This is a genomic window from Larkinella punicea, from assembly GCF_003334855.1.
Taxonomy (GTDB): domain Bacteria; phylum Bacteroidota; class Bacteroidia; order Cytophagales; family Spirosomataceae; genus Larkinella; species Larkinella punicea.
The window spans coordinates 26,386-52,049 of record NZ_QOWE01000033.1 but is presented as its reverse complement, the minus strand read 5'-3'; the positions used below and the strand labels follow the sequence as shown (position 1 = coordinate 52,049).

Sequence of the window (25,664 nt, the reverse complement as noted above, 5' to 3'; positions counted from 1 at the left end):
ACGGGTTTGGAATAGTCAGTATTCGATCTTGCTTTCAGGCGGATTTACTTCCCGTCGGCGGCTTTGGCTTCCAGCATATAGCTGTTCAATTCTTTGGCAGTCCACGGCATGACGCGTCCCTGCGACGTAATGCGGGTCATTCCGACGGTTCTTCGGCCAATTGGCCCGGCGTTATTCCCCCATTCGTTGCGGATATACATCAAAATGGACGTGATCGAGGCATCATCCATCGTGGAATGAGCGGGCATCACCGGCAGAATCTCCGGCGCATTGTATACCTTTTTGCCCACTTCCACCGGCCCTTCCATGCCGTGCAACAGAATCAATGCCAGCCGTTTTTCATCGCCCAACACCCAATCCGAGCCAACGAGTGGAGGTCCAAATCGGTTCAGGCCAGCCCCGTCCGTGCCGTGACAACCCGAGCAGGTGCTCAGATACAGTTGTCGTCCCGACGCAAACAGCTTTTGTTCGTCGTCGCTCAATGGGTTCTTTTTGACTACGCTGCTTTTGACTGCGGAGTGTCCGGGCCATTCAAAAAGCAGGTTTAACCCTTCCAGACGGAACGGTTCGATTTTCGTGTTGGAATGGGTCAGCAGTGTGGGGGCGGTTTCAAGCTGGATCGGTTTTTTGGTGGTATTTCCCTGAATCGACAGGCTGGTGAGGACGGCTTTTTCCTGCCATCCCAGCGATTCTTTGTCCAGTTGATTTAGCAAGTCGGCGAGTTCAGCCGGATTCCGTTTTCGAACAATCGATGTGGTCAGCATTTCCAGAAAAATCTCCTTCGCGGGTTCGTGTACCTGCCAATGGGGCGATTTCATCAGGCTTTGCAAAAACGCAAACTCCTGATTCTGAAGACTACTGAGAGCCGCATCCCGAATCAGGGCGGTATGGCCATACCGGTTTACAATCCCGGCCAGAAGTGGATGAGACGCGTTCGGTGAAAGAATGCCAGCGGCAAACGTCATTTGAAGTACCTGCTCGATGGGGGCTTTTTCCCACGCTTTCAGCAGTTGCGCTTCCAGTTTGGCCCGAACCGCCGGGTTTGTTTTGGCCATTGGTTCCAGCAACCGCAGCGCGGTGGTTTTCACCAGCGTGTTGGGGTCGGCCAGCAGACTCAAAAGCAGTTCCGGACTGCTCAGTTTCAGGCCATCCAGCGTCCATAACGCGTGAAACCGCCCCAGTTGGCTTTTGCCTTTCAGTACCAGTTCGGTGAGCGGCTGCCGTACGGTTTTGTCATTGCGCTCCACGAGCAGTCGCTGCGCCATATCCCGGTGCCAGCCGTCGGGACTTGACAGTTCCCGAATCAGGTCTTTGGATGCCGTCTTCGACAGTTTAGCGGGTTTGGTCGGTTTCCAGTTTTCCGGCACAATCCGCCAGATCCGCCCCCGGTTGATCGGCATCACCAGCCCCCGCTTGATCGTCTGTTCCCGCAAATAAGGGGTTACATACGCTTTGTGCTGCACCAGCCCCCGATACATATCCGCTACGTAAAGCGCACCGTCGGGACCCGTTGCCTGATGAACCGGCCGAAACCGTTCGTCGGTCGAAGCCAGAAACTCCCGGCCCGGATTGGGGTCCTGCGCCGTTATCAGCAGCCCATTGTCTTCGGCGACGTTGCGTTTGATCAGATTGCCCGCGGGTTCGCAGACGAAAACATTGCCGTAATAAGCGGCTGGCAAGGCCGTTCCCCGGTAGACCAGGGGTGAACAGGCCGCCGTAAATTCCAGCAGCCGACCTTCTTTATTCAAGGTTCCGGGAATGTAGCCCCGGTTCACCGCGGGTGTCGGCCGGATCGGATACACCCGGCGGTCGATGGTCAGGCCGTGGTCGATGCCGGTGGTTGGCGTATGATTTTTGTTGCGCGAGAGGTAATTGGGCGGCACCAGATCGGCGTGGAGTTGCGACCAGTTGTAGTTGTAATAGAGTCGGCCTTCGTCGTCGTGGCTGATGCCCCACTGCCCCCGAAATTCCGTGCTATCCCGCTCCCATTTCCCGTCGTTCAGCCGGTAGCGAAGGCGCGATTTGGCGTTGTAATACCAGTTGTCCATGCTGCGCCAGAGGCCGTTCCCGGCGTGTTCGGGCAAACCGTTGGCGGCATAGGTCGGGTCGATCAGGGTTTTTGTATCGGCTTTCAGATCGCCATTGCGGTCGGTGGTCATCCACAGCGCGCCACTTTCAACCACCAAAGCGCCCCCCGGAACCAGCGCCAGCGCCCGGGGCATCACCAGACTGTCGAGGTAGACTTTACTGACGTCCATCTGCCCGTCGCCGTTCGTATCTTCCAGTACCGAAATACGGCCCACCGGTTTTTCTTCGCCGGTACCGTCCATGTTGGGCATGAATCCCCGCATTTCGACTACCCAGAGCCGCCCGTCTTCATCGAATGTAATCACAACCGGATCCTGAACCATCGGCTCAGCCGCAACCAGTTGAACCTTTAACCCCGGCTCAATCTGAAAGGTCGCCAACTCTTCGGCGGGTGTTCGAACCGGCGACGGAGGGTCTTGCCGGGTCGTTATAAATCCCAACAGGCCCAGCAGCCCGGCACCAATCAGGTAAAGGTAGTTGACGCGCTTAACCATGAGACGCTTTTTGTCATTATTACATAATAAAGAATTTTTAGTAAAATACTACTCATCTGTTCTGGTACAATCAGCGCCTTTTATCCGTTTTTCAGGAAGATAGTTGGCAGGTTTGCCCGTTCAATTGGGATCTAGTGCCGTCAGGCACGGCATTCGTATAGAAAGGGTCGATTTTTGTGAGAAGATTGAGATCCCAAGGAAGGGTGTCTTTATAGCACCGGCGGTAATCTGGATTAATTTTTCATCACCTAACTTCGCCATCTATCCCGTAGGGATCTAACAGCGCAGCGTCGGTAGCTACGTCGGTTTCCCAACGCTCCCGCGTGCCATCAGGTACGCAACGATCCCCATCAAACAGCCGGTTGTGTACCTAACGGCACATAGGAGAGGGCGGGGAACGGACGTAGCTACCGACGCTGCGCTGTGCTGCCCCTTACGGGGCAAAACGGGAGTCAAGACAATTCTCCCTAATCGTGTGCCGTGAGGTACACGACCCTATTTGTTGATGCGAATCGTCGCGTGCCTTACGGCACACGGTTGAGGAAAAGGCATGATTTTTCTACCGACGCTGCGCTGTGTTTCCCCTAACGGGGCAAAACGGCACTTTACGTTTATAACCGATTGGATGTTAGACACCTGACAGGTCTTCAAGACCTGTCAGGTGTCTAACATCCAATCGGTTGCGGCCAGGTTATACCCGGAAAATGCGCTTGCGAATCACGTCAAAAGCCGCAATCGTGAAGGCTCCCAGCGGAACCGTGGTCATGATTTTGAGATCTTCGGCAAATGTCGTGTCTTCGTCCAGAAACCGGAAAATCTGCGCGGGCGGGTTGCGTTGATACAGGCGGGTGAACACATCATCGGCCGGGTGACGGCGGTGTTGCAGCACATTCAGCAGCACACTGTCCAGAAACCGCTTGAAAACACGCCGTAACCACGGTTTATGACGTTTGGGTTTGCCGTTTGCCGCCAGATTCTGAACGATTTCACGCAAATACCGCTGCGTTCGCTGAAAAGTGTAGCCCGTCGATGGTTTTGTGTAGCCACCCGCCGTCCCGATCCGGATGACGTGCTTGCCCGGGCGTTCGTTGGTCGGCTCGTCGGACATTGGGATGATGCCAAATTCCGTTTCCTGAACCGTATAACTTCCCGTATCGATAAACCGGTCGATGTAACCGAGAAGCGCATTTTCGTACTGTTCGTCCGACAACAACCGGTCGTTGAAAATCGTGTATTCGACCAACGCCGTCCGGTCATCGAAGGGGAGCACGTACAAAAACCGGCAATCGCCTTGCTGATCCACCCGAAAATCCATCATGCAGGGCTTGTCGACATCGAAACACGGTTTTTCGGCGGTAATCGTCCAGCCTTTGAAATGTTGCCACAGGTTGTGGTTTTCGGGGCGGTTCAGCTTCAGCAAATGGGTGCTGTCGAACACATAGTCGGCAATGTAGGGTTCGTCGTCGGCGATCACAAAACCGCCCTGGGGTGTGTCCTTAACGCGGTTGACGGTCACCTGTCGAAACTCGATGGACGGAAACTGCGCGAGGTGATTCTTCATAAACGTATAGAAATCAATGCCGCGCAGCATCTTATACTGGTAAGCCCCCATATCGAGCATGCCGTTGAAGGTAGTCCCGAAAAACTCGACGGTGTCCCATTTCCGAAATAAAATCGACTCAAACGGCCCCTCCTGGTCTTCCCAGAAACACCACGTCCGGTCGTTCCGGTGTTTGGTTTCTTTGTCGAGAATCAGGATGGAACGGTCGCGCAGGGACGACAGGCTCAGGTAATACGCCAGGCTTAACCCAGCCATTCCGCCCCCCGCGATGATGAAGTCGTATTTTTTCATTATGAACAAGAAAGCAAAAAAGGAGGTAAGGAAAAAGGGAGGAGTGGAAAAAGGCTTTAAAAACCGCTTTTCCACTCCTCCCTTTTCTTTTTAATCCGATTCTACGGGATCAGACGTTCACATGCCGCTCGGCATGGTAGGACGAACGGACCAAAGGCCCGGATTCGACGTATTTCAAACCACGTTTCAGGCCTTCCTCCCGGTACATCGCAAACGTGTCGGGGTGAATCCATTCGATCACTTCGTGGTGCATTTTAGTCGGTTGCAGATACTGCCCCAGGGTCAAAATATCCAGGCCGTGTTCGACCAGATCGTCCATCGCTTTCAGCACTTCGTCGACGGTTTCGCCCAGCCCCAGCATAATGCCCGATTTGGTTCGCTGACCAAAGTCTTTCGTCCGGCGGATTTGCTCCAGGCTGCGTTCATACCGGGCCTGCGGACGCACGCGACGATACAGGCGCTCGACGGTTTCCATGTTGTGAGAAACCACTTCCTGACCGGCTTCAATCATCCGGATCAGCGCATCCCAGTTGCCTTTGGTATCCGGAATGAGCGTTTCAATGGTGGTGGTGGGCGACACTTCTTTCACGGCCCGCACGGTCTGGTACCAGATTTCGGCACCCCGGTCTTTCAGTTCGTCGCGGTTCACCGACGTCAGAACGGCGTGTTTAACTTTCATCAGCAGAATGGCCTCAGCCACCCGGCGGGGTTCGTCGGTATCGTATTCGTTCGGGCGACCCGTTGCTACGGCGCAGAACGTACAGCTCCGCGTGCAGACGTTGCCCAGGATCATGAAAGTGGCCGTGCCGGCTCCCCAGCACTCTCCCATGTTCGGACAATTGCCACTTTCACAAATGGTATGCAGTTTATACGTATCGACTAATTTGCGGACTTTGGCATATTCCGGGCCAATGGGCAATTTTACCCGCAGCCAGTCGGGGCGTTTCTTTCGTTGTGTTTCGGAGGGAATTACGGGAAGTTCAATCATGGCAAACCTCAATCCTGTTTTTTACACAAGGAATTTTCGGGCAGTAAAGTTCTTAAAAAGAAAGGCTAATTGCCCCCAACCCCCTGAAGGGGGCTTTAACAGGTTGGACACTAGCCCCCTTTAGGGGGTTGGGGGCAGATTTATCGTTTATCGTTTGTTACCAAAAAACAGCGTTACGAAACCGGAAGTATACACGCTGCGGTTATTGGTAGCATTCATAATCACTACTTCTTTGGGGTACGCTTCGGCCAGAAAACCAATTTCCAGCCCCGTCATGTTGTTCCGAAACGCACTCAGTTCAAAAGCTACGGCGGCTTTGAAATTCAGACCCAGGGTTAGTTTTGACTTGTCAAATCCCTGAAAGAAGCTGCCCGCACCGACGATCAGCTCGGGTTGCAAACTGGGGTCGAACGGACGGGTATCGACCTGTCCCGGACTGGTCGTATACTGCACGTAATAGGGCTTGATGATGCCAATGGACGGCCCAACGGCAATAATACCGTTGATCGCAATGCCTTCGTCGGCAGTTCGGGTAAAGAGCGATATTTCGCGGCCATACTGCGGCCGAACGACGAAGAGATAATTCTGCTTGTTGTATACATACCGTGCTCCCGAATACGGCGTCTGCGACTGCACTTCTTTCGGATGCTTCACATTGACAATTTCCAGGGCCATATACCGAAACTGCCGCTTTCCCTGAAACAGGTTCGGCAACGCTTTGGAATGCCGGAAAACAAAACCGCCTAAAATGCCGGAGTTCGTATTGGTCGTTACACCGTAGGTGGTAACAGTCGTATACTTATCCTCGTCGGTATCGGCAGTCTGAGCCTGCGCACGGCAAACGCTTAGCAGCAGGCCTAAGATGGACACTATCGGTAAAACTCGTGACACGGTCGTAATGGAAAACTTTTGTAAGGATAAAAATAACAGTTTACTTTGACACTACGAAATTATCGCCGGCATCAAACTACGCGTCTCTTGTAACTCCCTCGTTCTATTGAGTAACGGTCTGAGTCATTGGATGGTTGCGTGAAGCAATTTATATTTTTCAATTTATAGTTGTACACAAACAGGATTTTAGTTTTTGGTCTTATGCCCACGGTACAAACAACCTATTTAGGAGACTTGCGGACGGAAGCGGTTCACCTCCAGTCTGGCACCCGAATTCTGACCGACGCCCCCACCGACAATACCGGCAAAGGCGAGGCCTTTTCACCAACCGACCTGACAGCGACCTCGCTGGGAAGCTGTATCATCACCACGATGGGGATTGTGGCCCGACGCGACGGCATCGAACTGACCAACGGCGAATTGTCGATTACAAAAGTGATGTCGAAAGACGCCCCCCGGCGGATTGTTCGCATTGAAGTCGACATCATGATGCCGCCGTCGGAAGCGAATACGGAAGCCTTTCGGGCCAAAATGGAGCATACCGCCCACACCTGCCCCGTTGCCCTCAGCCTGCATCCCGATCTGGAGCAGGTGATCCGGTTTGAGTGGAAGGAATGAAAAAGTGCTGAGTTAAATGATAAATGTAAACGGGGCCGCCCGCGCGGTGATGAACGCTAAATGTAAAAGTGTTTGGGCGCGTCAGCCTACTTTTACATTTAGCGTTCATCACCGCGCGGGCGGCCCCGTTTACATTTATCATTCCTTTTCTTTCTAGATTCTATTTCAAAAGCCGGGTTTTAATTTCCGCTAGTTTATCTTCATAGGAAGCACCAACGGGAATTTTAAAACCGGCGATGGTGATTTCGTTCCGGGCAATTTTCTCGATTTTCCGGAGCGAAATACTGTAGGATCGGTGTACGCGGACAAATTGACTTTCCGGCAATATTCGCGGAATATCCGACAGGGTCTGGCGGCTCAGGAGTTTGCGGTTTTTCAGGACGAACGTTACATAGTTTCCGTCGGATTCCAGGTATAAAATATCGTCCAGCCAGACCTTTTCTTCCTCGTAGCCGGTTTTGACAAAAATAAATTCTTCGGCCTCGCTATCCCGCAAATTCTTGTAATCCAGTGCTTTGTTGCAGGCTTTTAGAAAACGAGCCAACGGAAACGGTTTCAGCAGATAGTCGATGGCATCGAGTTCGAAACCCTGAACGGCGTAATCGGAATAAGCTGTTGTAAAAACCACCATCGGCACGGTTTGCAGGCAGCGCACAAACTCGATTCCCGAAATATCCGGCATTTTTATATCCAGAAAGATCAGGTCGATTTTGTTTTTTTGGAGATACGGAATCGCGTCAAAAGCATCCGTAAAACTCGCTTTTAAATCGAGAAACGGCACTTTGGCGGCATGCAGCCGGATGACTTCTAAAGCCTGCGGTTCGTCGTCGATGGCAATGGCGGTTAACATTCAATAGCGAATCGTTAAAGCAACAAAATAATCCTGTTCCGACGCCTGAATGGCCAGCGTATGACGTCCGGGATAAATCAACTCCAGCCGTTTGCTGACGTTTTCCAGGCCAATGCCGGTATGCTCTCTTTCCGGGTCATTGACCAGCCCCGGATGGCGTGAATTATGAACTTTGAAGTAAATCGTTGCGTGATCGAGGGTCAAGGTAACAAAAATCCAGGACGGTTTACGCAGACTAATCCCGTGTTTGAAGGCATTTTCAACGAACGGAATCAGCATCATCGGCGCAATGGACACATCCCGATCCAGTTCCTGAATCGTCACCCGGATTTCGATTCCGTGCGATTCGTCCAGCCGCATCCGCTGGAGTTCGATGTAATTACGCAAATATTCCACTTCTTTTTCCAGCGAAATCCGATCCCGGTTGTTTTCCTGTAACATGAACCGCATCATGTCGCCCAGCTTCTGAATCCCGTCGGCGGTTTTTTCGCTGTTTTCTTTCAAAGCCGTGGCATACAAGCTGTTAAGCGCGTTGAACAGAAAATGCGGATTGATCTGGGATTGCAGGCCCGCCAGTTCGGCGGAGGTGTGGGAAACCTGGGTTTGCAATGCGACCTTCTCTTTGACCGAGGTCCGGCGCAGCAGGGCAATGATGACCGCGCAAAAAAGCGTCAGTATCGATAACGTGTTGTTCAGCCCTGAATTGGGAAACCTGAAATAGGTGCGGGCGCCCCAGAGCATCGCACTGAGCAGAAACCAGATCAGCAAACCGGCCAGGAGACGGCCCAGAAACTCAGTTGTGCGAAAGCTCTTGATATACGGCAGCAGCGACGTATAGATATACGCCTGTAGAATATACACCTGAATGGGAATGGCCAGCGTAAGCAGTATTTCGAAAACCGGACTTTGCCAGAGTTTTTCGGGAAGATTTCCTCCTAGAACAAAAATCGTCAGGAAAGTGTATAAAGGCACCCAGATCAGATAACTGATAAACCGGAAATCCTGGCGGGCTTTTCGATTCAGATAGTAGCCTAATTGGCAGAGCAATTCATACCCAACGATGAAAATTCCCATTCCGATGGCATCGGCCAGCACATTCCGTTTCCGGTATAAGGAATACACTTTCAGGCCGATCGTGGTCCCCACTTCGTTCTGCCGGAAATGCACCTGAAGTTTGGTAAAATAATAAAAGGCCACACTGCTCACAACCAGTAAAACACTCAGGCCGGCGTATAACCGGATTTTCTCATCATCTTCTTTGCTGTTCCAGTTCGGGAGGGTAAGGTAATGAAAAACGTACCAGGCGACCAGAAAAAGGCCAGCACCGATAATCAGCGGAAAATTGTTGTTAAGAGTATGGTTATAACCCGCCAAATCCCGCCAGATGGTAGCCGAAGAAACCTGGTTTTGTTCAACCTCCTCAATCATTCCGTCAATCCGGTTCGCTTCTTCAAGAAGCCTTCGGACGACGTAAATCAAGGTTGCTCCCCCGGCAAACCACCACTCGAAGCGTCGGATACCCGCTAATTCCCGCATAACTGATCTGTTTTTTCAACAAAACTAGGTTGGGAATGGCAATGCGTGGGAGAATTGGGGTGAACTGACACAAAAATGGGCCGAAGCGGGCAAAAGGCAGGAAGATACCTGTTTACGGCCGCTGTTTTTTCCGCATTAAATAAATGAATCGGTTGTATGACCTGCGTGGGGCTTGCATGATCTGGAATGAAACTACTTCCCAACCCGTTTTTTCGACGTAGTTGACAGCCTGCATAACCGTATTGAAACGCTTTGTGTAGTTCCCCAATGAATCGATTCCACGTAATTCCCAGTAGGCAGCCCGCTGGAAATTGGCCTGTCCGTAATCGATATAGACTTTGGCTTTGGTTCCCCAGGTACGGTATTCACCCACCAACTGGCAATATTGAACATCCAGGCTATTGACATCAACCCGGTTAACCATCAGTTGGGCCGTTGCATTCGTCGTGAGTACAAACAAAAAAAACAGTGTGCTTAAAATCTTCATCATGGCGGTTTATTTACTTGTTACACCAAAGCAATACCGCCCGCAAAGATAAAGGATCAACTCTTCTTTTGTTTCGTTGCCAGATTTTGTTTTCCCGCCAGTTCCGTAATGGCCACCACCAGCCGATCGAGGTCTTTGGGCGTCGTGTAGACGTGGGGCGTCACGCGAACTCCGTCGACAGGTCCGAGGATAATGGGTACCGTATGAATTTTGTACGTTTCCAGAAGCTGTTTCTCCAGTTCGGGGCCAGCCATTCCGCTGATGCCGACAACGGCCAGCGCACCGGCAAATTCCGGTTTGAGCGATGTGAAGAGCCGGACGCCCGAAATGTCTTTTACTTTTTCTGCCCAGTAGTTTTTCAGGTAATGCAAGCGCGCAAATTTCCGGGCCGCTCCGATTCCCAGTTGAAAATCGACGGCCGTACCAATGGCCATTTCGGCGGCAAACGAACGCGTTCCGAGCGACTCGAATTTCCGGATATCCGGCCCATCCGGCTCAGGACTGGACAACAACGCCCAGACGTTTTTGATTTTCTCTTTTTGAATATACATCATACCGCTGCCGAAGGGCGCACAGAGCCATTTGTGCAGGCTGGTCGCGTAATAATCGCAGCCCAGTTCCGGGATTTTGTAGTCGAGGTGGGCAAAGCTGTGGGCGCCGTCGCAAATCACTTCAATGCCCTGCTTGTGCGCCAGATCGGCAATTTTCCGAACCGGCATGATCTGCCCGGTCCAGTTGACGACGTGGGTGACATGAACCACTTTGGTTTTGCTGGTAATGGCACCGGCGTATTGCCGTACCAGTTCATCGTCGTTTTCGGAAGGCAGTTTCAGGTCGAGCCAGACGAGTTTGATGCCATCGCGTTTTTCCCGCTGTTTCCAGGCATTCATCATGTTCGGATAATCCTGCTTTGCCAGCACGACCTCATCACCCGGTTTCAGCGTCAGGCCGAAAATGATCGTGTTCAGGCCTTCCGTCGCATTGCGGTTGATGGCCAGTTCGTCCGGTGAGCAACCCGCCAGATCGGCCAGTTTGGCCCGCAGCGACTCCCGGCCCTGATCCAGAATCCGCCACATGTAATAGCTGGGGGCTTCGTTGCAATACTGATAAAACCGGATGTGAGCATCCTGAACGGTTTTCGGCTGCGGACTGACCCCGCCATTGTTCAGGTTCAGAATGTTGGGCGAAACCGTAAACTCGGCTTTGATCCACGACCAGTAGTCTTCGTCCTGCGCAATCTGCTGCGGGCTTCCCGGTTTTTGAAGTCGCTGAAAAGCCGTGCGGGTCGATTCAGTCAGAAAATCAGGCAAAACGAGGGGCGTAGCGGCTGCTGCGCCCAGTTGGCGGAAGAAAGTACGGCGGGTAGACATTGTGGTCAGGAGGGAATATGGCGTTCGTACAACAAGGTATAAATAAAATTGCCATTTCCGTATTTATACCAAAGAATATCAAACTAAATCACCAAAGGATCTACTTTTCTTCCGCATTTATCAATCAAACAGTATACAATGCATGGTGAAAGGGTAACTACGCACTTCCGGCAGAAGGGTATGTGGAAACTACGTGATTTCCAAATTGCGTAGTTGTGCGCTAAAAGAGCTACCCCGGCCGCAATACCTTTGTAAAGTCGAATCTGACATATCCACACCATTGATACAATTCTAGTCACAACAAACTAATGAAAACGGTCTTGATAATCAGTACACTCTGCCTCGCCCTGGCAATCACTTTACGGGCTTCGGGTCAGAAAAAAATTACGCTCAAACAAACGCTGGAACAACAGATTGCCTCCTATGTTCTGTATCCGGAGATCTTACAACAGCTCGATAACGAAGATTTCGTCGTCCTTAAATTCCGGGTCGATGGCGAACAACGGCTGGCTGATTTGCGAATTTCCAGCGGTGACAACAAAAGCCTGAATGCCACGCTGATTAAGCAGTTGATGGGCAAAAAAGTATTTTTGACCGAGCCGAATTCGAACGAAAATCAGGAATACCTGGCCAAGGTTCGCATTCGTCTGATTTAACACGTTACCTGTCCTCCACCAAAAACGCCGACGGCCCCGGAGCAATCTGGGGTCGTCGGCGTTTATAGCAACTGGTCTGCCATCTTTTGGTATAAAAAAACCGTATGGAGTTGATCCATACGGTTTTTACTAGAATCAGAAGATCCTCTTACTGCGGATTCTTCGTGAAGGCAATATAGTCGGCTAGTAGTTTGCCACACTCATCCAGGTACAAATCCTTCTTCGGTGCCTTGGCATCCTTCGGATCTTTGGCCGGTGTGGTCGAATCGTTGGTTGCTACCGGTTCGCCCGCCGAAGCACTGATCGACTTCCGGCGTTTTTCCGCGTCGTCGCGTTCCTTCTTGCGTTTCGACTCCTGGAGAGAGACGACGGTTTTCTCTTTGGCGCGTTTCAGTTCGGCAAAATCAGCCATCAACTGTTTCATGTCCGTATCCGACTTCAAACGCTGTTCGTAGCGTTCACGGATTTTGGTGATGATTTTGTCGTCCAGGCTGCGGGTTACGTCAAAACGGGCCGAAGCAATCTGATCCCAGGGCAACGCGCTGGGTTGCGAGCTTTCGCCGTATTCTTCCGCGCTGAATGCCGATGGCAACTCAATATCCGGAGTCACGCCTTTGTGCTGGGTGCTGCTGCCGTTGATGCGGTAGAACTTGGCAATGGTCATTTTAACCTGTCCCACTTTCTCCGATTCTTTCAACCAGGTGTTCAGATCCACCATCGTCTGAACGGTGCCTTTCCCGTAGGTCTGGCTTCCAACGATCAGCCCGCGTTTGTAATCCTGAATGGCAGCCGCAAAAATTTCCGAAGCCGACGCGCTGAAGCGGTTTACCATCACCGCCAGCGGACCATCGTAGATGATCGACGGATCGGGATCGGTCTGTACTTCAATGTCTCCCTGCGCTTCTTTCACCTGCACCACCGGTCCGCGTGAAATAAACAAACCGGTCAAGGTAATGGCTTCGGTCAGCGATCCTCCGCCGTTGTCGCGCAAATCCACCACAACGCCGTCTACTTTTTCAGCTTTCAGCTCGTTCAAGAACTTCTGCACGTCGCCGGTTGTGCTGGCAAAGCCTTCTTCGCGTTTGCGGGCACCTTCAAAATCGCGGTAGAAAACCGGGATCGTGATAACACCCAGTTTGTATTTCTTCTGGTTCTGCGTGACTTCGATCACTTCTTTCTTGGCCCGTTGCTCTTCCAGTTTGATTTTTTCACGAACCAGCCGAATCTCTTTCGGGGGAGCACCAGCGATGGCGTCATTCGACTGAATCTGGAGACGAACCGTTGTGCCTTTGGGGCCTTTGATCAGTTTAACGGCGTCGTCGACCTGATAGCCAACGATGTTGACAATCTGACCGCCTTCACCCTGCGCCACGCCCACGATCTTGTCGCCTTTCGTCAGCAGCTTGCTTTTGAAAGCCGGGCCACCGGGAACGATGTCCGAAATCTTGATGTAGTCGCCATCCTCCTGCAACAGGGCACCAATGCCTTCCAGCGATGCGCTCATTTCCTGATTGAAACGGTCGGCTGAGCGGGGCGACATGTAGTTGGTGTGCGGATCGAGCGATTCGGCAAACGAGTTCATATAAATCTGAAACACGTCTTCGGCTTTTATCCGGTTCATGTAGCGGTCGAGGTTTTTATACCGCGACTTCATGCTGTTGACCACCGACGTATCGGCTTTTCCGGTCAGCTTCAGTTCCAGCGACTGGTTTTTCAACAGTTTGCGCCACAAATCGTTTTGCTCTTCGATGCTCTTGGGCCAGTTGGCTTTTTCGCGATCGGTATTGAAGGTTTCGTCTACCGTAAAATCGAACGGTTTTACGAAGTTCTCCTGAACAAATTTATTGCGCTCCTGATAGCGTTTCCGGAACACATTGTAGATGTCGTAAGCGGCCGTTAGTTCGCCGTTGATCAACTGATCATCAATGTTGTTGCGGTATTTTTCGAATGAATTGACGTCGGAAGCCAGAAAGTAGGCTTTATTCCCGTCCAGTTCCTTGAGATAATTGTCAAAAACGACCGACGACAGGGAGTCGTTCAGCCGTACCTTACGGTAGTGGTGGGTCGTCAGCAAACGCGCGACCAGTTGTTCAACATGTTCCTGCGATACCGACGGTTTTAAATCATCAGCGCTTGGGGGGGGCAGCGGTACGGCTGACATCCCTGCTTGTGGACCCGGCTGAAGACTCAGCATCAGCACCGGTACTAACGTAATGAGATACTTTCTCATGTTCCCCTTTTATGATTAATGTAGCACCACTCTTAACTTAAAAGCTGAATGGCTGGAAATGGTTTAGATGGTTGATTAAATGGCTAGGCACTTTCATCCATTCACCAGTTGATTAACCATTTTTAGCCATTGAACCATCCACCGCTTCCAACCATTTAACAATTTTTAACCATTCATGTATTACTTCTTCACAATTTCCAGCAGTTCGATATCGAAAACGAGCGTCGAGTTGGGTCCGATTTGGGGGCCGGTTCCCTGCGCGCCATAGGCCAGCGATGACGGAATAAACAATTTCCATTTTGAGCCCACCGGCATCAACTGAAGGGCTTCGCTCCATCCCTGAATGACCTGATTGACCGGTATTTCGAGCGGTTGCCCCCGTTCAACGGAGCTGTCAAAAACCGTTCCGTCGATCAATCGGCCCGTATAATGTGCTTTAACGGTATCGGTGGTCATCGGTTTTGGGCCGGTACCCTCCTTGACGATTTCGTATTGCAACCCGCTGGCGGTGGTCTGCACGCCCGGTTTCTTTTTATTTTCCGTTAAAAACTGTTCTCCGATCTTTTTGTTGGCATCCGCTTTGGCCGACCGTTCCTTCTGGAAAAACGCACCAATGATCTGATTAGCCTGCTCCGGTGCAATCTGCATGTTCTGCGACTGGAGTGCATCCTGCAACGCTTTCGTAATGGCTTTGATGTTGGCATTACCGAGATTCTGCTGTTTCAGCCCTAATCCCACATTAACGCCTATGCTATAACTGACGGAGTCGATGGCATTGTTTAATTTGAGCGGGGCAGAAGCTCCCGCAGCGGCTGTCGCCGGTGCTTTGGGTTTGGGCTTAACCGCCGGTTTTTTCGTTTGAGCCATTACCTGACCCGTTACAAATACAGCCGACAGCAGGCCGGCTAAAGTCCATTGTTTAATCGTCATGTGTAAGATACAAAAGTTGTATTCAAAAAGTGCTTAAGCTGAAAACGTAAAGATGTAGGTCAAAAGTTTGGCAATAGCGGGATTTAATGAAACAAATTATTGATGAATGGTGACAGGCAGGGGTCAGTGGAGACCACCAGGATGGGTAATTTGGTCAACACCGGACAGCGGTTCCTGACGACGAATTACTCACAACTCACTAAAGTAAAAAACAAATGTCAGGATCTCAACAAGCGGTGCTCAAATAGTACACTTTTTTTCGGCAACCCCGGCTTTCCGGTTAAAATGCGATTCATACCGGTTCAGTCCACTTTATTAAATCATGAACGCCGGATTCTTAGAAAAGTATAAACTTTGCCAACGAATTTTCTTGATAACGTCTGTTTTAGTGAAATTTAGTGCGTAACTTTGCACCCGAATTCTTAGAACCATCATAAAACGATTCTTCCACTCATATGGTATCAGTTAGACCCGACGAGGTTTCGGCCATTCTCCGGGAACAGCTATCGAACTCCAGAACCACCGCCGAACTCGAGGAAATTGGGACGGTGTTGCAAATTGGTGACGGAGTAGCCCGCATTTACGGACTGTCAAAAGTCCAGGCCGGTGAATTGCTGGTGTTTGAAAACGGATTGCAGGCATTAGCCCTGAACCTCGAAGAAGACAACGTCGGAACCGTATTGCTGGGTGACTACAGCGAAATTAAAGAAGGTGCCACGGTGAAGCGTACGAATCAGATTGCCTATGTCAACGTTGGCGAAGGGATTCTGGGTCGGGTTGTCAACACGCTTGGTATTCCCATCGACGGTTTAGGTCCCATTGTTGGCGAAACGTTTGCCATGCCGCTGGAGCGCAAAGCCCCGGGGGTTATCTTCCGCCAACCGGTAACCGAACCGCTGCAAACCGGTATTAAATCCATCGACGCCATGATCCCCATCGGTCGGGGACAGCGCGAGTTGATCATTGGTGACCGCCAGACGGGTAAAACCGCCGTGGCCATCGACACCATCATCAACCAGAAAGAATTTTACGACAAAGGTCAACCGGTATTCTGTATCTACGTTGCCTGTGGTCAGAAAGCCTCTACCGTTAAGCAGGTGGAAGCTACGCTGCGCCGGGCCGGAGCCATGGACTATACGGTGATCGTAGCGGCTCCCGCTGCTGATCCGTCGCCGATGCAGTTCTTTGCACCTTTTACCGGTGCCGCCATCGGTGAATACTTCCGGGATACGGGTCGTCCGGCCCTGGTCGTATATGACGATTTGTCGAAACAAGCCGTTGCCTACCGCGAGGTGTCGCTGCTGCTGCGTCGTCCTCCGGGACGGGAAGCCTATCCGGGTGACGTTTTCTACCTGCACAGCCGTCTGCTGGAACGGGCCGCCAAAATTATCAATAACGACGCCATTGCCGCCACCATGAACGACCTCCCGCCGTCTTTGACGGGCAAGGTTAAAGGGGGTGGTTCGCTGACGGCTCTGCCGATCATCGAAACCCAGGCCGGTGACGTTTCTGCCTATATTCCGACGAACGTAATTTCGATTACCGACGGCCAGATCTTCCTGGAAACCAACCTCTTCAACTCCGGTATCCGCCCCGCCATCAACGTCGGTATCTCGGTATCGCGGGTGGGTGGTAATGCCCAGATCAAGTCGATGAAGAAAGTGGCCGGTACGCTGAAACTGGATCAGGCGCAGTTCCGCGAACTGGAAGCCTTTGCCAAGTTCGGTTCTGACCTTGATGCGTCGACGAAACTGACCATCGAACGGGGTCGGCGGAATCAGGAAATCCTGAAACAACCGCAGTATTCGCCGGTTTTGGTGGAACACCAGGTTGCCATCATCCTGGCCTCGACCAACGGTTTCCTCGATAAAGTGCCGGTCAACCGGGTCAAAGAATTTGAATCCGAATTCACTATGCTATTGACAACGCAATACCAGGATACGCTGGATCTGCTCCGCGCCGGGAAACTGGACGACAGCATCATCGGCGTCATCAAGAAAGTTGCCACGGAATTAGCAGTTCGTTACGCATAACGTTTAGATACTCAGGAGTTCAGATCGTTGAGAGTGCGGAACTAATCGTCCCGGAGACCCCGGTTGATTATTTCCCGGCTTTCAACGATCACCTCTCCACAACCAAAGACAATGGCCTCACTAAAAGAAGTACGAAGCCGGATTACCTCTATCATCTCAACGCAGCAGATCACCAAAGCCATGAAAATGGTGGCTGCGGCCAAACTGCGCCGGGCACAGGACAACATCATCCAGATGCGGCCGTATGCCCGAAAACTGAGTGAAATGCTCAGCACCGTCGCGGCTGGTGCCGAACTGGCGGGCGAAAGTCCGTACAACCAGGTTCGTCCGATCGAACGGGTGTTGCTGATTGTGGTAACCTCGGATCGGGGTCTGGCGGGTGCCTTTAACACCAACGTTGTCAAGGAAGCGCTGGTCCTGATCAATGAACGCTACGCCGAGCAAAACCGCCGGGGTAATGTTGAAATTCTGGCCATTGGTAAAAAAGGTGCTGAAGCCTTTCAACGCCGGGGGTATAAAGTCAATACCAATTTTGTCGATACGTTTCTGTCATTGAGCTTTGCCAAAGTCCGGGCGGCAGCCGAAGAGGTCATGGCGGCTTTCACCGCCGGTCAGTACGATCGCGTAGACGTCGTCTTCAACGAGTTCAAAAACGTGGCGACGCAGGTGATCCGCTCCGAGCAGTTTCTGCCCATCGTTTCGGCAGCAACGCATTCCGCTACGAAGGCGAACAACGTCAACTATATTTTTGAGCCTTCGGAAGAAGAAATCATCACGGAACTGATTCCGAAAACGCTGAAAATTCAGCTATACAAAGCCGTTCTGGAATCCAACGCATCGGAACACGGCGCGCGGATGACGGCCATGGACAAAGCCACGGAAAATGCCGGGGAACTGTTGAAAGAGCTCAAACTAGTTTACAACCGGACTCGTCAGGCGGCCATTACGAAGGAAATTCTCGAAATCGTTGGTGGAGCCGAAGCACTGGCCCAGCAATAACGAATAAGATAGTTATATTGAACCCCCGTTGTATGATCCGCAACGGGGGTTTCTTTTTTATAGCTTCGCAACATTCGAACCGTACTCATACGAAAGAACCGGTTTCATTATTGTGGTAACTTTATAAATCCACTCACAGAGACAAATTGCCTTTCTGCCCATAACTCCCTTACGGTTTTCCGTGAAAATTTATCTTTAAGCCCGTTAATTTTCACACCACAAACCGTATTCTCCATGACCATTGAACATGAAATTGCCAACCGGTACTCCTGTGCAAAATGCCAAAACCGTGAAGTGTATATCAAGCGGATTGCTGCTACCGGAACGGGTCTGTCCCGTATTTTCGACATCGAACACAACGTGTTTATAGCGTGTTCGTGTGCAAGATGCAGTTATACCGAGTTCTATAATCCGGAAATTCTGGAGGGAAAAGATAATTTGGGGGCCGTCCTTGACTTACTATTTGGTTGATAACCAGAAATTTGCTCAAAATTCTAAGATCTCTTCATGAATTGATCTTCCAGGAAATCATTCTTTTTCAAAAAAAATCAGAAATCTTGAAACATTTTTTCAACATTAAATGTATTAACATTAAATGTATTAACATTATTAACCAAAAATAAAAAGACAATCATGGCAACTGCTGCTCCCGAAACCATCGTATGGACCATTGATCCATCTCACTCCGTCATCCAGTTTAAAGTACGTCACCTGATGGTCTCGAACGTAACCGGTAAATTCAACTCCTTCGATGGAAAAGTTGAAACGGTTGGAGACGATTTTGAAAACGCATCGGTTTCTTTCTCGGCCGATATCGATAGCATCACCACAGGCAACGACCAACGCGACGGTCACTTGAAATCGGCCGACTTCTTCGATGCCGAAAACCATCCGCAACTGACCTTTGTATCGACTGCCGTCAAAAAAACCGGCGACGATACGTACGACATCACGGGCGACCTGACCATCCGGGGAACCACAAAATCCATTACGCTGAAAGCAGAACATGGCGGACAAATGGGTGATTTCTACGGAAATACCAAAGCCGGTTTCGAAATTACCGGTACCATTAAGCGGAAAGAATACGGTTTATCGTGGGATGCCGTTACCGAAGCCGGTGGCGTGGTCGTTAGCGACGATGTGAAGCTGCTCCTCGACGTTCAGGTGTCGCATCAGTAAGACTTCTTTTAACTATTTTTAACCATCCGCTCCGACAGGGCGGATGGTTTTTTCATGCATCAAACACACGAGATCAATCGGTATTTCATTAATTATCAAGCTATTGAAAAATTAATCATCAAACATATATCCTTAGAAAGCAAGGTCGATTCAGCGAACTAACTTTCGTAAAATTTAGTTATTTAAGGGACTAAATACTAATGAGAAATCAGTAAGCGTTAACAAGTAGTTCACTTAAATTTGAAAGTCGATTACATTAACCCTAATAACGCAAATCAACCGATGAATACCAGGAGCATAATTGCCAGTCTGTTCATGTTGGGTCTGTTGGCAAGTTGTTCGCCATCAGTGAATGTCAAATTTGACTATGACCCTAAAGTCAATGTTCGCCAGTTCAGCACCTTCCGGGTTGAAGCTGACCAACGCCGTAATGCTGACCCGATTGCGGGCAGTAACCTGAACCAACGCCGGATTGCCGACGAGATCGAAAAAACGATGCGGGCCAAAGGCTACAAACCGGTCGTGGGTGGAGAAGCCGACCTCGTGATCCGATTCTTCTCCGATTCGAAAGACCGTCAGCAAGTGCAGTCCAACAACAACTGGTCGCCTTACTGGATGTGGTATAACCCGGGTTTCAACAATGTCTATACCCGCCAATACGAAGAAAACCGGGTCGTTGTCAACGTATATGACACCCGCACGAATGATATCATCTGGCAGGGCTGGGCTTCGGGTCAGTTAAACCAGAGCAAAAAGGAAAGCAATCGTGATGTGGCTTACCGGACAACGGTTCAAAGCATCATGAAACAGCTTCCCGAAAGTGCCGGTTCTGATTATGGTTCTATAAAAGAGAAATAATCAACCCGATACCTGTAAGGCCTTTTACACCTGTAAGGTTTTAAAGACCTTGCAGGTGTAAGTTATCAAAACCGCTTGCTTCCAACGAAGTGAGCGGTTTTTGCTTTTAGGGTGCTTGTGACAGCCAGCCCGTTAGGCCGGTGGTGTGTCGCACCAGTTGAAAGGAACCAAAGACGCCCAAAACATCGACAGCCGATCCGGAGGGCAATGTTTCGATCACGGCGGCTTGCGGACTGGCAGCTTCCAGCAAATCGGTCCCTACCGGCAGAGACGCCCGGCGTAACACCCGGCGGGCCGGTTCAACAACGCTGCTGGCAACATAGCCCGTTACGCCATCCGGCAGATCCACCCGCAACCAGGTTGCCGTTCCACCGACGATGGTAAACGCGGAAGAACGCGGCAAGGTGCGCAGAACGGGCGCGTCGCCGTTGGGCGACTGACGAACCACGGCCCGTGTGGACGAAATGCGAACGGAGTCGCCCAGGGTTTCGGCGGCAAGGAGTGCCTGACGCGCCGGGCCGGTGCCTCGCCGGACGAACGGCAGCGGATTGACGGCACCCGTATTGGAACTGTAAATGCCAAAATGCAGGTGCGGACCAGTCGTTCGGGCATTGCCGGTATTGCCCACAAAGCCCACGGTGTCGCCCACCGAAACCTTCTGCCCCTGCTGAACGGCCTGCGAATCCAGGTGCGCGTAATACAGCGTCTGGTTCCGCCGGGAGTCCGACACGTAGACCACATTGCCCCCCAGATTATTCGTCCCTACGCCCGAAATGTACCCGTCGGATGCGGCAATGGCGGGAGTGCCACGGGGGGCAAAAATGTCAATGCCTTCGTGCCGCCGACGACCGGCGTCGCGCGGAACACCGAAGTAGCTGCTGATCTGGCGACTATCGCGACCGACAACCGGAAAACTCAGAATCGGTTCGCGGGTGATCGACAGCGTATAACGACCACTGCGCAATAATTCGGGTTGAATTCGGACAAGGTGGGTGCGCGTTCGGCGGATTTCGAGTTCCAGCAGATTGGTATCGGCCTTGGCGGAAGATAGCCGGTCGGGGTCCCGGTTGGTTTCGTTCAGTTCAAAAACGTCGATGAAGACTTGCACCGGCTCCTGCCCCTGCACATCGACTTTGATGATGAATTTGTCGCCCCGCTGGCCATTCAGGCGGTAACCAAGCGCAAAAGGACGGGAGGACGAGAAATAACCGCTTTCGCGGTACGGCACCGTGATAAGCACCGAATCTTTCAAAGCCCGGTCGGCCGTCGTCAGCCAGTCGGTGCCTAAAGCCGTGCGTTCCAGCCGGGCATCGCGCAGCGACTGGGCGTATTGATCATGCGGAGAAGCCGACCGAAACAATTTGCCCGGCCCGACACTCGTGCAGGCTCCCAGCAAACTCAGTACGGCAAAAAAGAGAAGTCGGTTGATGAAAGTATCGTTCATTGGTGAGCAGTCGTTTAGCATATAAACGACTACCCCGACTGCAAGGTTTGTTTATTTGCCCATCCAGACCTTAAAATCACTTACCTTCTCGCGGCTGACGATGGCTTCTTTTTCGAATACCGGTTTTAGCGTAAGAGACAGGCGGTTTCCGAAGTACGGCTGAATCTGTTCAACGCTGCTGTGGGTAACGATGACGCCCCGGTTGATGCGGAAAAACATACCCGGATCCAGCGCATCCTCGAGTTCGTCGAGGGTGTAGTCGATCAAGTATTTCTGATTATTCCAGGTTTTGAAAAAGCTGAACCGTTCGTCGGTAAAGAAAAAAGCGATGTCCTGCACCTCAATCGAAAGCAGCCGCTGCCCCAGCCGCACCAGAAACCGTCGACGGTATTCTTTGGGTTGTTGCAACTGTAGTTCGCGCAGAAGTTTATCCAAATTAAAAGCCGGGGCAGATTGGGCATTCGCTTCGGCCCTGCGAACTTTCAAATCCCGAAATTTTTTCAGACTGCGCTGCAAATCATCCTTTTGAATCGGTTTCAGCAGATAGTCGATGCTGTTGACTTTGAAAGCCTGGAGTGCGTATTCGTCGTAGGAAGTCGTAAAAATAACTGTGCTGTTCACCTCCACCTGCTCAAATATCTCGAAACTCTGCCCGTCGGCCAGTTCAATATCCATGAAAATCAGGTCGGGCGCCGGGTTGTTTTTGAGCCAGCCAACGGTATCTTCAATGCTGGCCGTTATACCCGCCACATCGAGCGTCGGATCCACTTCCTGCACCAGTTTTCGCAACTTGCGCACCGCCAGGTCCTCGTCTTCAACAATCAATACCTTCATCAGAATAATTTTTCAGGAAACAACAGCAAGTAATGGCATTTCGGCCAATTTCTAAAAAGAATCCTGACCGAAATGCTTTTTCTGATGGGTGTATTGCGAAAACCAGTGAAGGAATTGTAAAGCATTCTCGCCCCTAAATCCCCTAAAGGGCAGGGCTGTTACGTTCTTTTTTTACACCAAATTAGCTTTGGTTTAGCCATGGAGAACTTCGTCAATGCTTGATCTACCCCACACTCGTTTAAACCACGCTATCAGGTAATAGAAATGTATGCCCCGCGCTTAGGAATTGATTACGTGCCATCGGCACGAGATGTTTGTAGTAGCCCCCCCCCGCGTCCTCCGTCGTGCCGTTAGGTACGAGATCTCCAGTGCCTGTTTCGTACCTAACGGCACGACGGAGGACGCGAGGGCTCGTTCTACTACTACAAACATCAGTCCGCTACGCGGCCAGTATTTCCCAGGTTCGTGTCCATATGGTAAAACGATGAGCCAATAAAATTTGGCATTTTTGCTAAAAAAGTACGGCTCTAATCAGAACGTAACAGCCCTGCCCTAAAGGGGACTTGGACTCAGAAATATCCAGAGTCGAAAGTCTCCTTTAGGGACAGTCTTAATTCTTCCGTCCACGCGATGTCATGAAATAAATCGGGACGCCCAGACCGGCAATCAACAGCCCCATGCCCGTATTGAATGTTTTCTCTTTCAGCAGAATCAGGCAGATGGTCACCCCGGCCACGATGTAGAGCGCCGGAACCAGCGGATAGCCAAAGGCTTTGTAGGGTCGCTCGGCATTGGGTTCTTTGCGACGGAGCAGAAAAAGGCCGCCGATGGTAATGATGTAGAACACCAGCGAGGTGAACGTACAGTAATCCAGCAAATCGCCATATGTCCCTGACAGACAAAGGATTGATGCCCAGCCACACTGTAACCAAAGCGCAATACCGGGGACGGAATTCTTGTTGAGTTGGGAAGCGGTTTTCAGAAAGAGCCCTTCTTTCGCCATGGCGTAATAGAGCCGCGCACCCGACAGAATCAGGCCGTTGTTGCAGCCAAAGGTCGACACCATGATCAAAACCGCCATGATGGCCACGGCCACATCTCCGAAAATGAGCGAAACCGAAGCCGTGGCCACACGGTCGTAGGAAGCAAACTGAATGCCGCGGCCTACCACATCGGCGGCATTGGGCGATCCCTGCAAGGGCAGCAGCGAGAGATAGGCAATATTGGCCAGCACGTAAATGGTGGTTACCATCAGCGTTCCCACGAACAAACTCAGCGGAATGTTTCGGCGCGGATTCCGGATTTCACCGGCAATGAACGTCACGTTATTCCACGAGTCGGCCGAAAAAAGCGAACCAATCATCGACACGCCCAACGCCAGCAGCAACGCCATGCCGCCAAGCGACACCACGGAGCCGTCGGCCGTCGTTTGAGTAGCTGCCCAGGCATTCTGGAAGTTTGCCGAGAGCGTTCCGGTTTTCGAGCCAACGCCGATGCCCACTACAATCAAGCCCAAAAGAGCCAGCAGTTTGGCCGATGTGAAGACGTTCTGAATCAACTTTCCGCTTTGAATGCCCTGGCTGTTGATCCAGGTTAGCAGCACCACGCTGCCAATGGCAAAGAGTGCCGACGCCTTGATGGGAAAGCTCCCGATGCTGAACAGGATATTTTCGGGATTTAAGGCCGGAATAAAAACCGCCGTAAACTTGGTAAAGGCCACCGCAACGGCGGCTATGGTCCCCGTTTGGATTACGGCAAAAACCGTCCAACCATACACAAAACCGAGCAGTGAGCCATACGCCCGCTGAATATACACGAATTGCCCCCCCGCTTTGGGCATCATACCGGCCAGTTCGCCGTAACTCAAAGCCGCCGTCACGGTAATGACACCCGTCAACACCCAGAGTAACAGCAACCACCCCGCCGATCCGACGTTGCGGGACATATCGGCACTGACGATAAAAATACCGGAACCAATCATCGACCCCGATACGAGCAGGGTGGCATCGACGAACCCCAGCGAGCGTTTTAATTCGGTTTTCTCTTCGGTTAACGGGTTTGCGTAATCAGACATACAGGGGCTTTGAGCGTGAAAAGGTTGGAATCGGAAGATAAAGAAAAAAACTGCGATTTGGCAAAACCGGTCTAAAAAACAGGTTTTGAGTCCTCAAAACGACCTGTCAGCGTGCATTATCGCTTTCTAATGCGGTTTTTACCTTTCGAGCCAACGGTCGGTTCCTGTCGGCAAATGTTGCTTTTTTGACGTATTCCGACACGGTCAAACCCACCCGTACATGCTTAATTTGTGTCTGTAAACACGAATACTTCTCTTTAATTTTCCTCTTGTATGAAAAAAGTACTGCGCATCGTATTGATTATAGTCGGCTTTGTCGTCGTTGGCTTGCTGGGCTTCGTCAGTTTCGTTGCCGTCCGTGGCATTCCCACCTACGACCCACCCGTTGTTCAGGAAATGACCATCGAAGCTACCCCAGCCCGGCTGGAACGGGGCGCCAAGATTGCCCAGATGCATTGTATTGCCTGCCATGCCGATGCTGATAACCGACTCACAGGCCGACACATGAACGACCTTCCCAGCCTGTTTGGAACGGTTTACTCCATGAACATTACGCAGGATAAAATCGTCGGAATCGGCAACTGGACCGATGGAGAACTGCTCCATTTTTTGCGAACCGGTGTTCGTAAAAACGGCACCTTCGCCGGGATCATGCCGAAATTTGCGACCATGTCCGACGAAGACCTGCAATCGGTCGTGGTCTGGCTGCGCTCGGATGCCGCTCCGGTACAAGCCTCCGGCAAAGAAGCTCTTCCATCCGAATTTTCGCTATTCACCAAGCTGCTGGCCAATACCGTCATCAAACCGCTCCCCTACCCGGAAAAGCCCATTGTGATTCCGGATAGCACCGACGAAGTGGCATTCGGGCGTTACGTAGCCGACGGTTTGGGAACCTGCTATGCCTGTCATTCGGCCGATTTCACCAAACAAAATCCCCTAAATCCTGAGTTATCAGCGGGGTATTACGGCGGTGGAAACGAGATGAAAACCCCCGATGGCAAACCCATTTTCACGTCCAACCTGACCTTTGATGAAGAAACCGGGATTGGCAAAAAATACACAAAAGCGCAGTTCATCCAGGCCGTCAAAGCCTGTGTGCGGCCGGATGGCAGCCTGATTCGCTCGCCAATGTTTCCGCACCAGATGACCGACTATGAAGTGGGAGCCATTTACGAGTACCTGAAAACGGTCCCTAAAATCAAAAACGACGTTGCCGACAAGGAGAAAGAAGCCCTCGCCAGCAACTAAATTCG

General features: G+C 51.3%; 21 protein-coding genes. 8 read left to right on the top strand and 13 right to left on the bottom strand.

From position 1 onward, the window contains the following. Positions 1-44 precede the first annotated feature (44 nt). From DUE52_RS29385 to DUE52_RS29370, 4 genes are all read right to left on the bottom strand, one after another. Positions 45-2,582 carry a DUF7133 domain-containing protein gene (locus DUE52_RS29385; RefSeq protein WP_114409670.1) on the bottom strand — a complete coding sequence of 846 codons (2,538 nt, stop codon included), beginning with the start codon at positions 2,580-2,582 and terminating at the stop codon, positions 45-47. A gap of 691 nt (positions 2,583-3,273) precedes the next feature. Continuing rightward, positions 3,274-4,434 carry a lycopene cyclase family protein gene (locus tag DUE52_RS29380; RefSeq protein ID WP_114409729.1) on the bottom strand — a complete coding sequence of 387 codons (1,161 nt, stop codon included), beginning with the start codon at positions 4,432-4,434 and terminating at the stop codon, positions 3,274-3,276. A gap of 109 nt (positions 4,435-4,543) precedes the next feature. After that, positions 4,544-5,422, bottom strand: a complete 879-nt coding sequence (lipA, locus tag DUE52_RS29375; protein WP_114409669.1) for a lipoyl synthase — start codon at positions 5,420-5,422, stop codon at positions 4,544-4,546. A 147-nt stretch (positions 5,423-5,569) separates the two neighbouring features. Continuing rightward, entirely contained in the window at positions 5,570-6,292 is a 723-nt protein-coding gene (locus tag DUE52_RS29370; protein WP_229312354.1) for a hypothetical protein, read from the bottom strand. A 222-nt stretch (positions 6,293-6,514) separates the two neighbouring features. On the opposite strand from DUE52_RS29370, the gene DUE52_RS29365 reads away from it, so the two are divergent. After that, positions 6,515-6,931 (top strand): OsmC family protein, encoded by a 417-nt coding sequence (locus tag DUE52_RS29365; protein ID WP_114409667.1) that lies wholly within the window; start codon positions 6,515-6,517, stop codon positions 6,929-6,931. 160 nt (positions 6,932-7,091) lie between these two features. On the opposite strand, the gene DUE52_RS29360 is transcribed toward DUE52_RS29365, so the two are convergent. From DUE52_RS29360 to DUE52_RS29345, 4 genes are all read right to left on the bottom strand, one after another. Continuing rightward, positions 7,092-7,781 (bottom strand): LytR/AlgR family response regulator transcription factor, encoded by a 690-nt coding sequence (locus DUE52_RS29360; RefSeq protein WP_114409666.1) that lies wholly within the window; start codon positions 7,779-7,781, stop codon positions 7,092-7,094. Further along, the gene (locus DUE52_RS29355) at positions 7,782-9,317 is read right to left on the bottom strand and encodes a sensor histidine kinase (protein WP_114409665.1); all 1,536 of its coding nucleotides are present in this window, start codon (positions 9,315-9,317) and stop codon (positions 7,782-7,784) included. It abuts the gene before it with no gap. A 112-nt stretch (positions 9,318-9,429) separates the two neighbouring features. After that, positions 9,430-9,807: a hypothetical protein gene (locus DUE52_RS29350; RefSeq protein ID WP_114409664.1), complete on the bottom strand. Its 378-nt coding sequence runs from the start codon at positions 9,805-9,807 to the stop codon at positions 9,430-9,432. A 53-nt stretch (positions 9,808-9,860) separates the two neighbouring features. Beyond that, positions 9,861-11,174 (bottom strand): aminotransferase class V-fold PLP-dependent enzyme, encoded by a 1,314-nt coding sequence (locus DUE52_RS29345; protein ID WP_114409663.1) that lies wholly within the window; start codon positions 11,172-11,174, stop codon positions 9,861-9,863. 308 nt (positions 11,175-11,482) lie between these two features. Between DUE52_RS29345 and DUE52_RS29340 the strand changes: the two genes are divergently transcribed. Next, a complete protein-coding gene (locus DUE52_RS29340) occupies positions 11,483-11,830 on the top strand; it encodes a hypothetical protein (RefSeq protein WP_114409662.1) in 348 nt (115 codons plus the stop codon). Positions 11,831-11,978: 148 nt separating this feature from the next. Here the strand turns inward: DUE52_RS29340 and DUE52_RS29335 are convergent, their stop codons facing one another. After that, on the bottom strand, positions 11,979-14,060 hold the full coding sequence (locus DUE52_RS29335; RefSeq protein WP_114409661.1) for a carboxy terminal-processing peptidase: 2,082 nt from the start codon (positions 14,058-14,060) through the stop codon (positions 11,979-11,981). A 180-nt stretch (positions 14,061-14,240) separates the two neighbouring features. Further along, positions 14,241-14,990, bottom strand: coding sequence for a BamJ family beta-barrel-assembly machinery protein (bamJ, locus tag DUE52_RS29330; protein ID WP_114409660.1), 750 nt, complete (start codon positions 14,988-14,990; stop codon positions 14,241-14,243). A gap of 455 nt (positions 14,991-15,445) precedes the next feature. On the opposite strand from bamJ, the gene atpA reads away from it, so the two are divergent. The 5 genes from atpA to DUE52_RS29305 all read left to right on the top strand — a co-directional run bounded on the left by atpA (position 15,446) and on the right by DUE52_RS29305 (position 20,059). Next, the gene (gene atpA / locus DUE52_RS29325) at positions 15,446-17,023 is read left to right on the top strand and encodes a F0F1 ATP synthase subunit alpha (RefSeq protein WP_114409659.1); all 1,578 of its coding nucleotides are present in this window, start codon (positions 15,446-15,448) and stop codon (positions 17,021-17,023) included. Between the two features lie 111 nt (positions 17,024-17,134). After that, positions 17,135-18,022, top strand: a complete 888-nt coding sequence (gene atpG / locus DUE52_RS29320; RefSeq protein WP_114409658.1) for an ATP synthase F1 subunit gamma — start codon at positions 17,135-17,137, stop codon at positions 18,020-18,022. 234 nt (positions 18,023-18,256) lie between these two features. Beyond that, positions 18,257-18,493 carry a zinc ribbon domain-containing protein gene (locus DUE52_RS29315; RefSeq protein ID WP_114409657.1) on the top strand — a complete coding sequence of 79 codons (237 nt, stop codon included), beginning with the start codon at positions 18,257-18,259 and terminating at the stop codon, positions 18,491-18,493. A gap of 162 nt (positions 18,494-18,655) precedes the next feature. Next, entirely contained in the window at positions 18,656-19,201 is a 546-nt protein-coding gene (locus DUE52_RS29310; protein ID WP_114409656.1) for a YceI family protein, read from the top strand. 282 nt (positions 19,202-19,483) lie between these two features. Further along, positions 19,484-20,059 carry a DUF4136 domain-containing protein gene (locus DUE52_RS29305; RefSeq protein ID WP_114409655.1) on the top strand — a complete coding sequence of 192 codons (576 nt, stop codon included), beginning with the start codon at positions 19,484-19,486 and terminating at the stop codon, positions 20,057-20,059. 106 nt (positions 20,060-20,165) lie between these two features. On the opposite strand, the gene DUE52_RS29300 is transcribed toward DUE52_RS29305, so the two are convergent. The 3 genes from DUE52_RS29300 to DUE52_RS29290 all read right to left on the bottom strand — a co-directional run bounded on the left by DUE52_RS29300 (position 20,166) and on the right by DUE52_RS29290 (position 24,411). Continuing rightward, the gene (locus DUE52_RS29300) at positions 20,166-21,503 is read right to left on the bottom strand and encodes a M23 family metallopeptidase (protein ID WP_114409654.1); all 1,338 of its coding nucleotides are present in this window, start codon (positions 21,501-21,503) and stop codon (positions 20,166-20,168) included. Positions 21,504-21,554: 51 nt separating this feature from the next. Next, positions 21,555-22,337: a LytR/AlgR family response regulator transcription factor gene (locus tag DUE52_RS29295; protein WP_114409653.1), complete on the bottom strand. Its 783-nt coding sequence runs from the start codon at positions 22,335-22,337 to the stop codon at positions 21,555-21,557. 610 nt (positions 22,338-22,947) lie between these two features. Continuing rightward, positions 22,948-24,411 (bottom strand): APC family permease, encoded by a 1,464-nt coding sequence (locus tag DUE52_RS29290; RefSeq protein ID WP_114409652.1) that lies wholly within the window; start codon positions 24,409-24,411, stop codon positions 22,948-22,950. A gap of 273 nt (positions 24,412-24,684) precedes the next feature. On the opposite strand from DUE52_RS29290, the gene DUE52_RS29285 reads away from it, so the two are divergent. Then, positions 24,685-25,659 (top strand): c-type cytochrome, encoded by a 975-nt coding sequence (locus DUE52_RS29285; RefSeq protein ID WP_114409651.1) that lies wholly within the window; start codon positions 24,685-24,687, stop codon positions 25,657-25,659. Positions 25,660-25,664 lie beyond the last annotated feature (5 nt).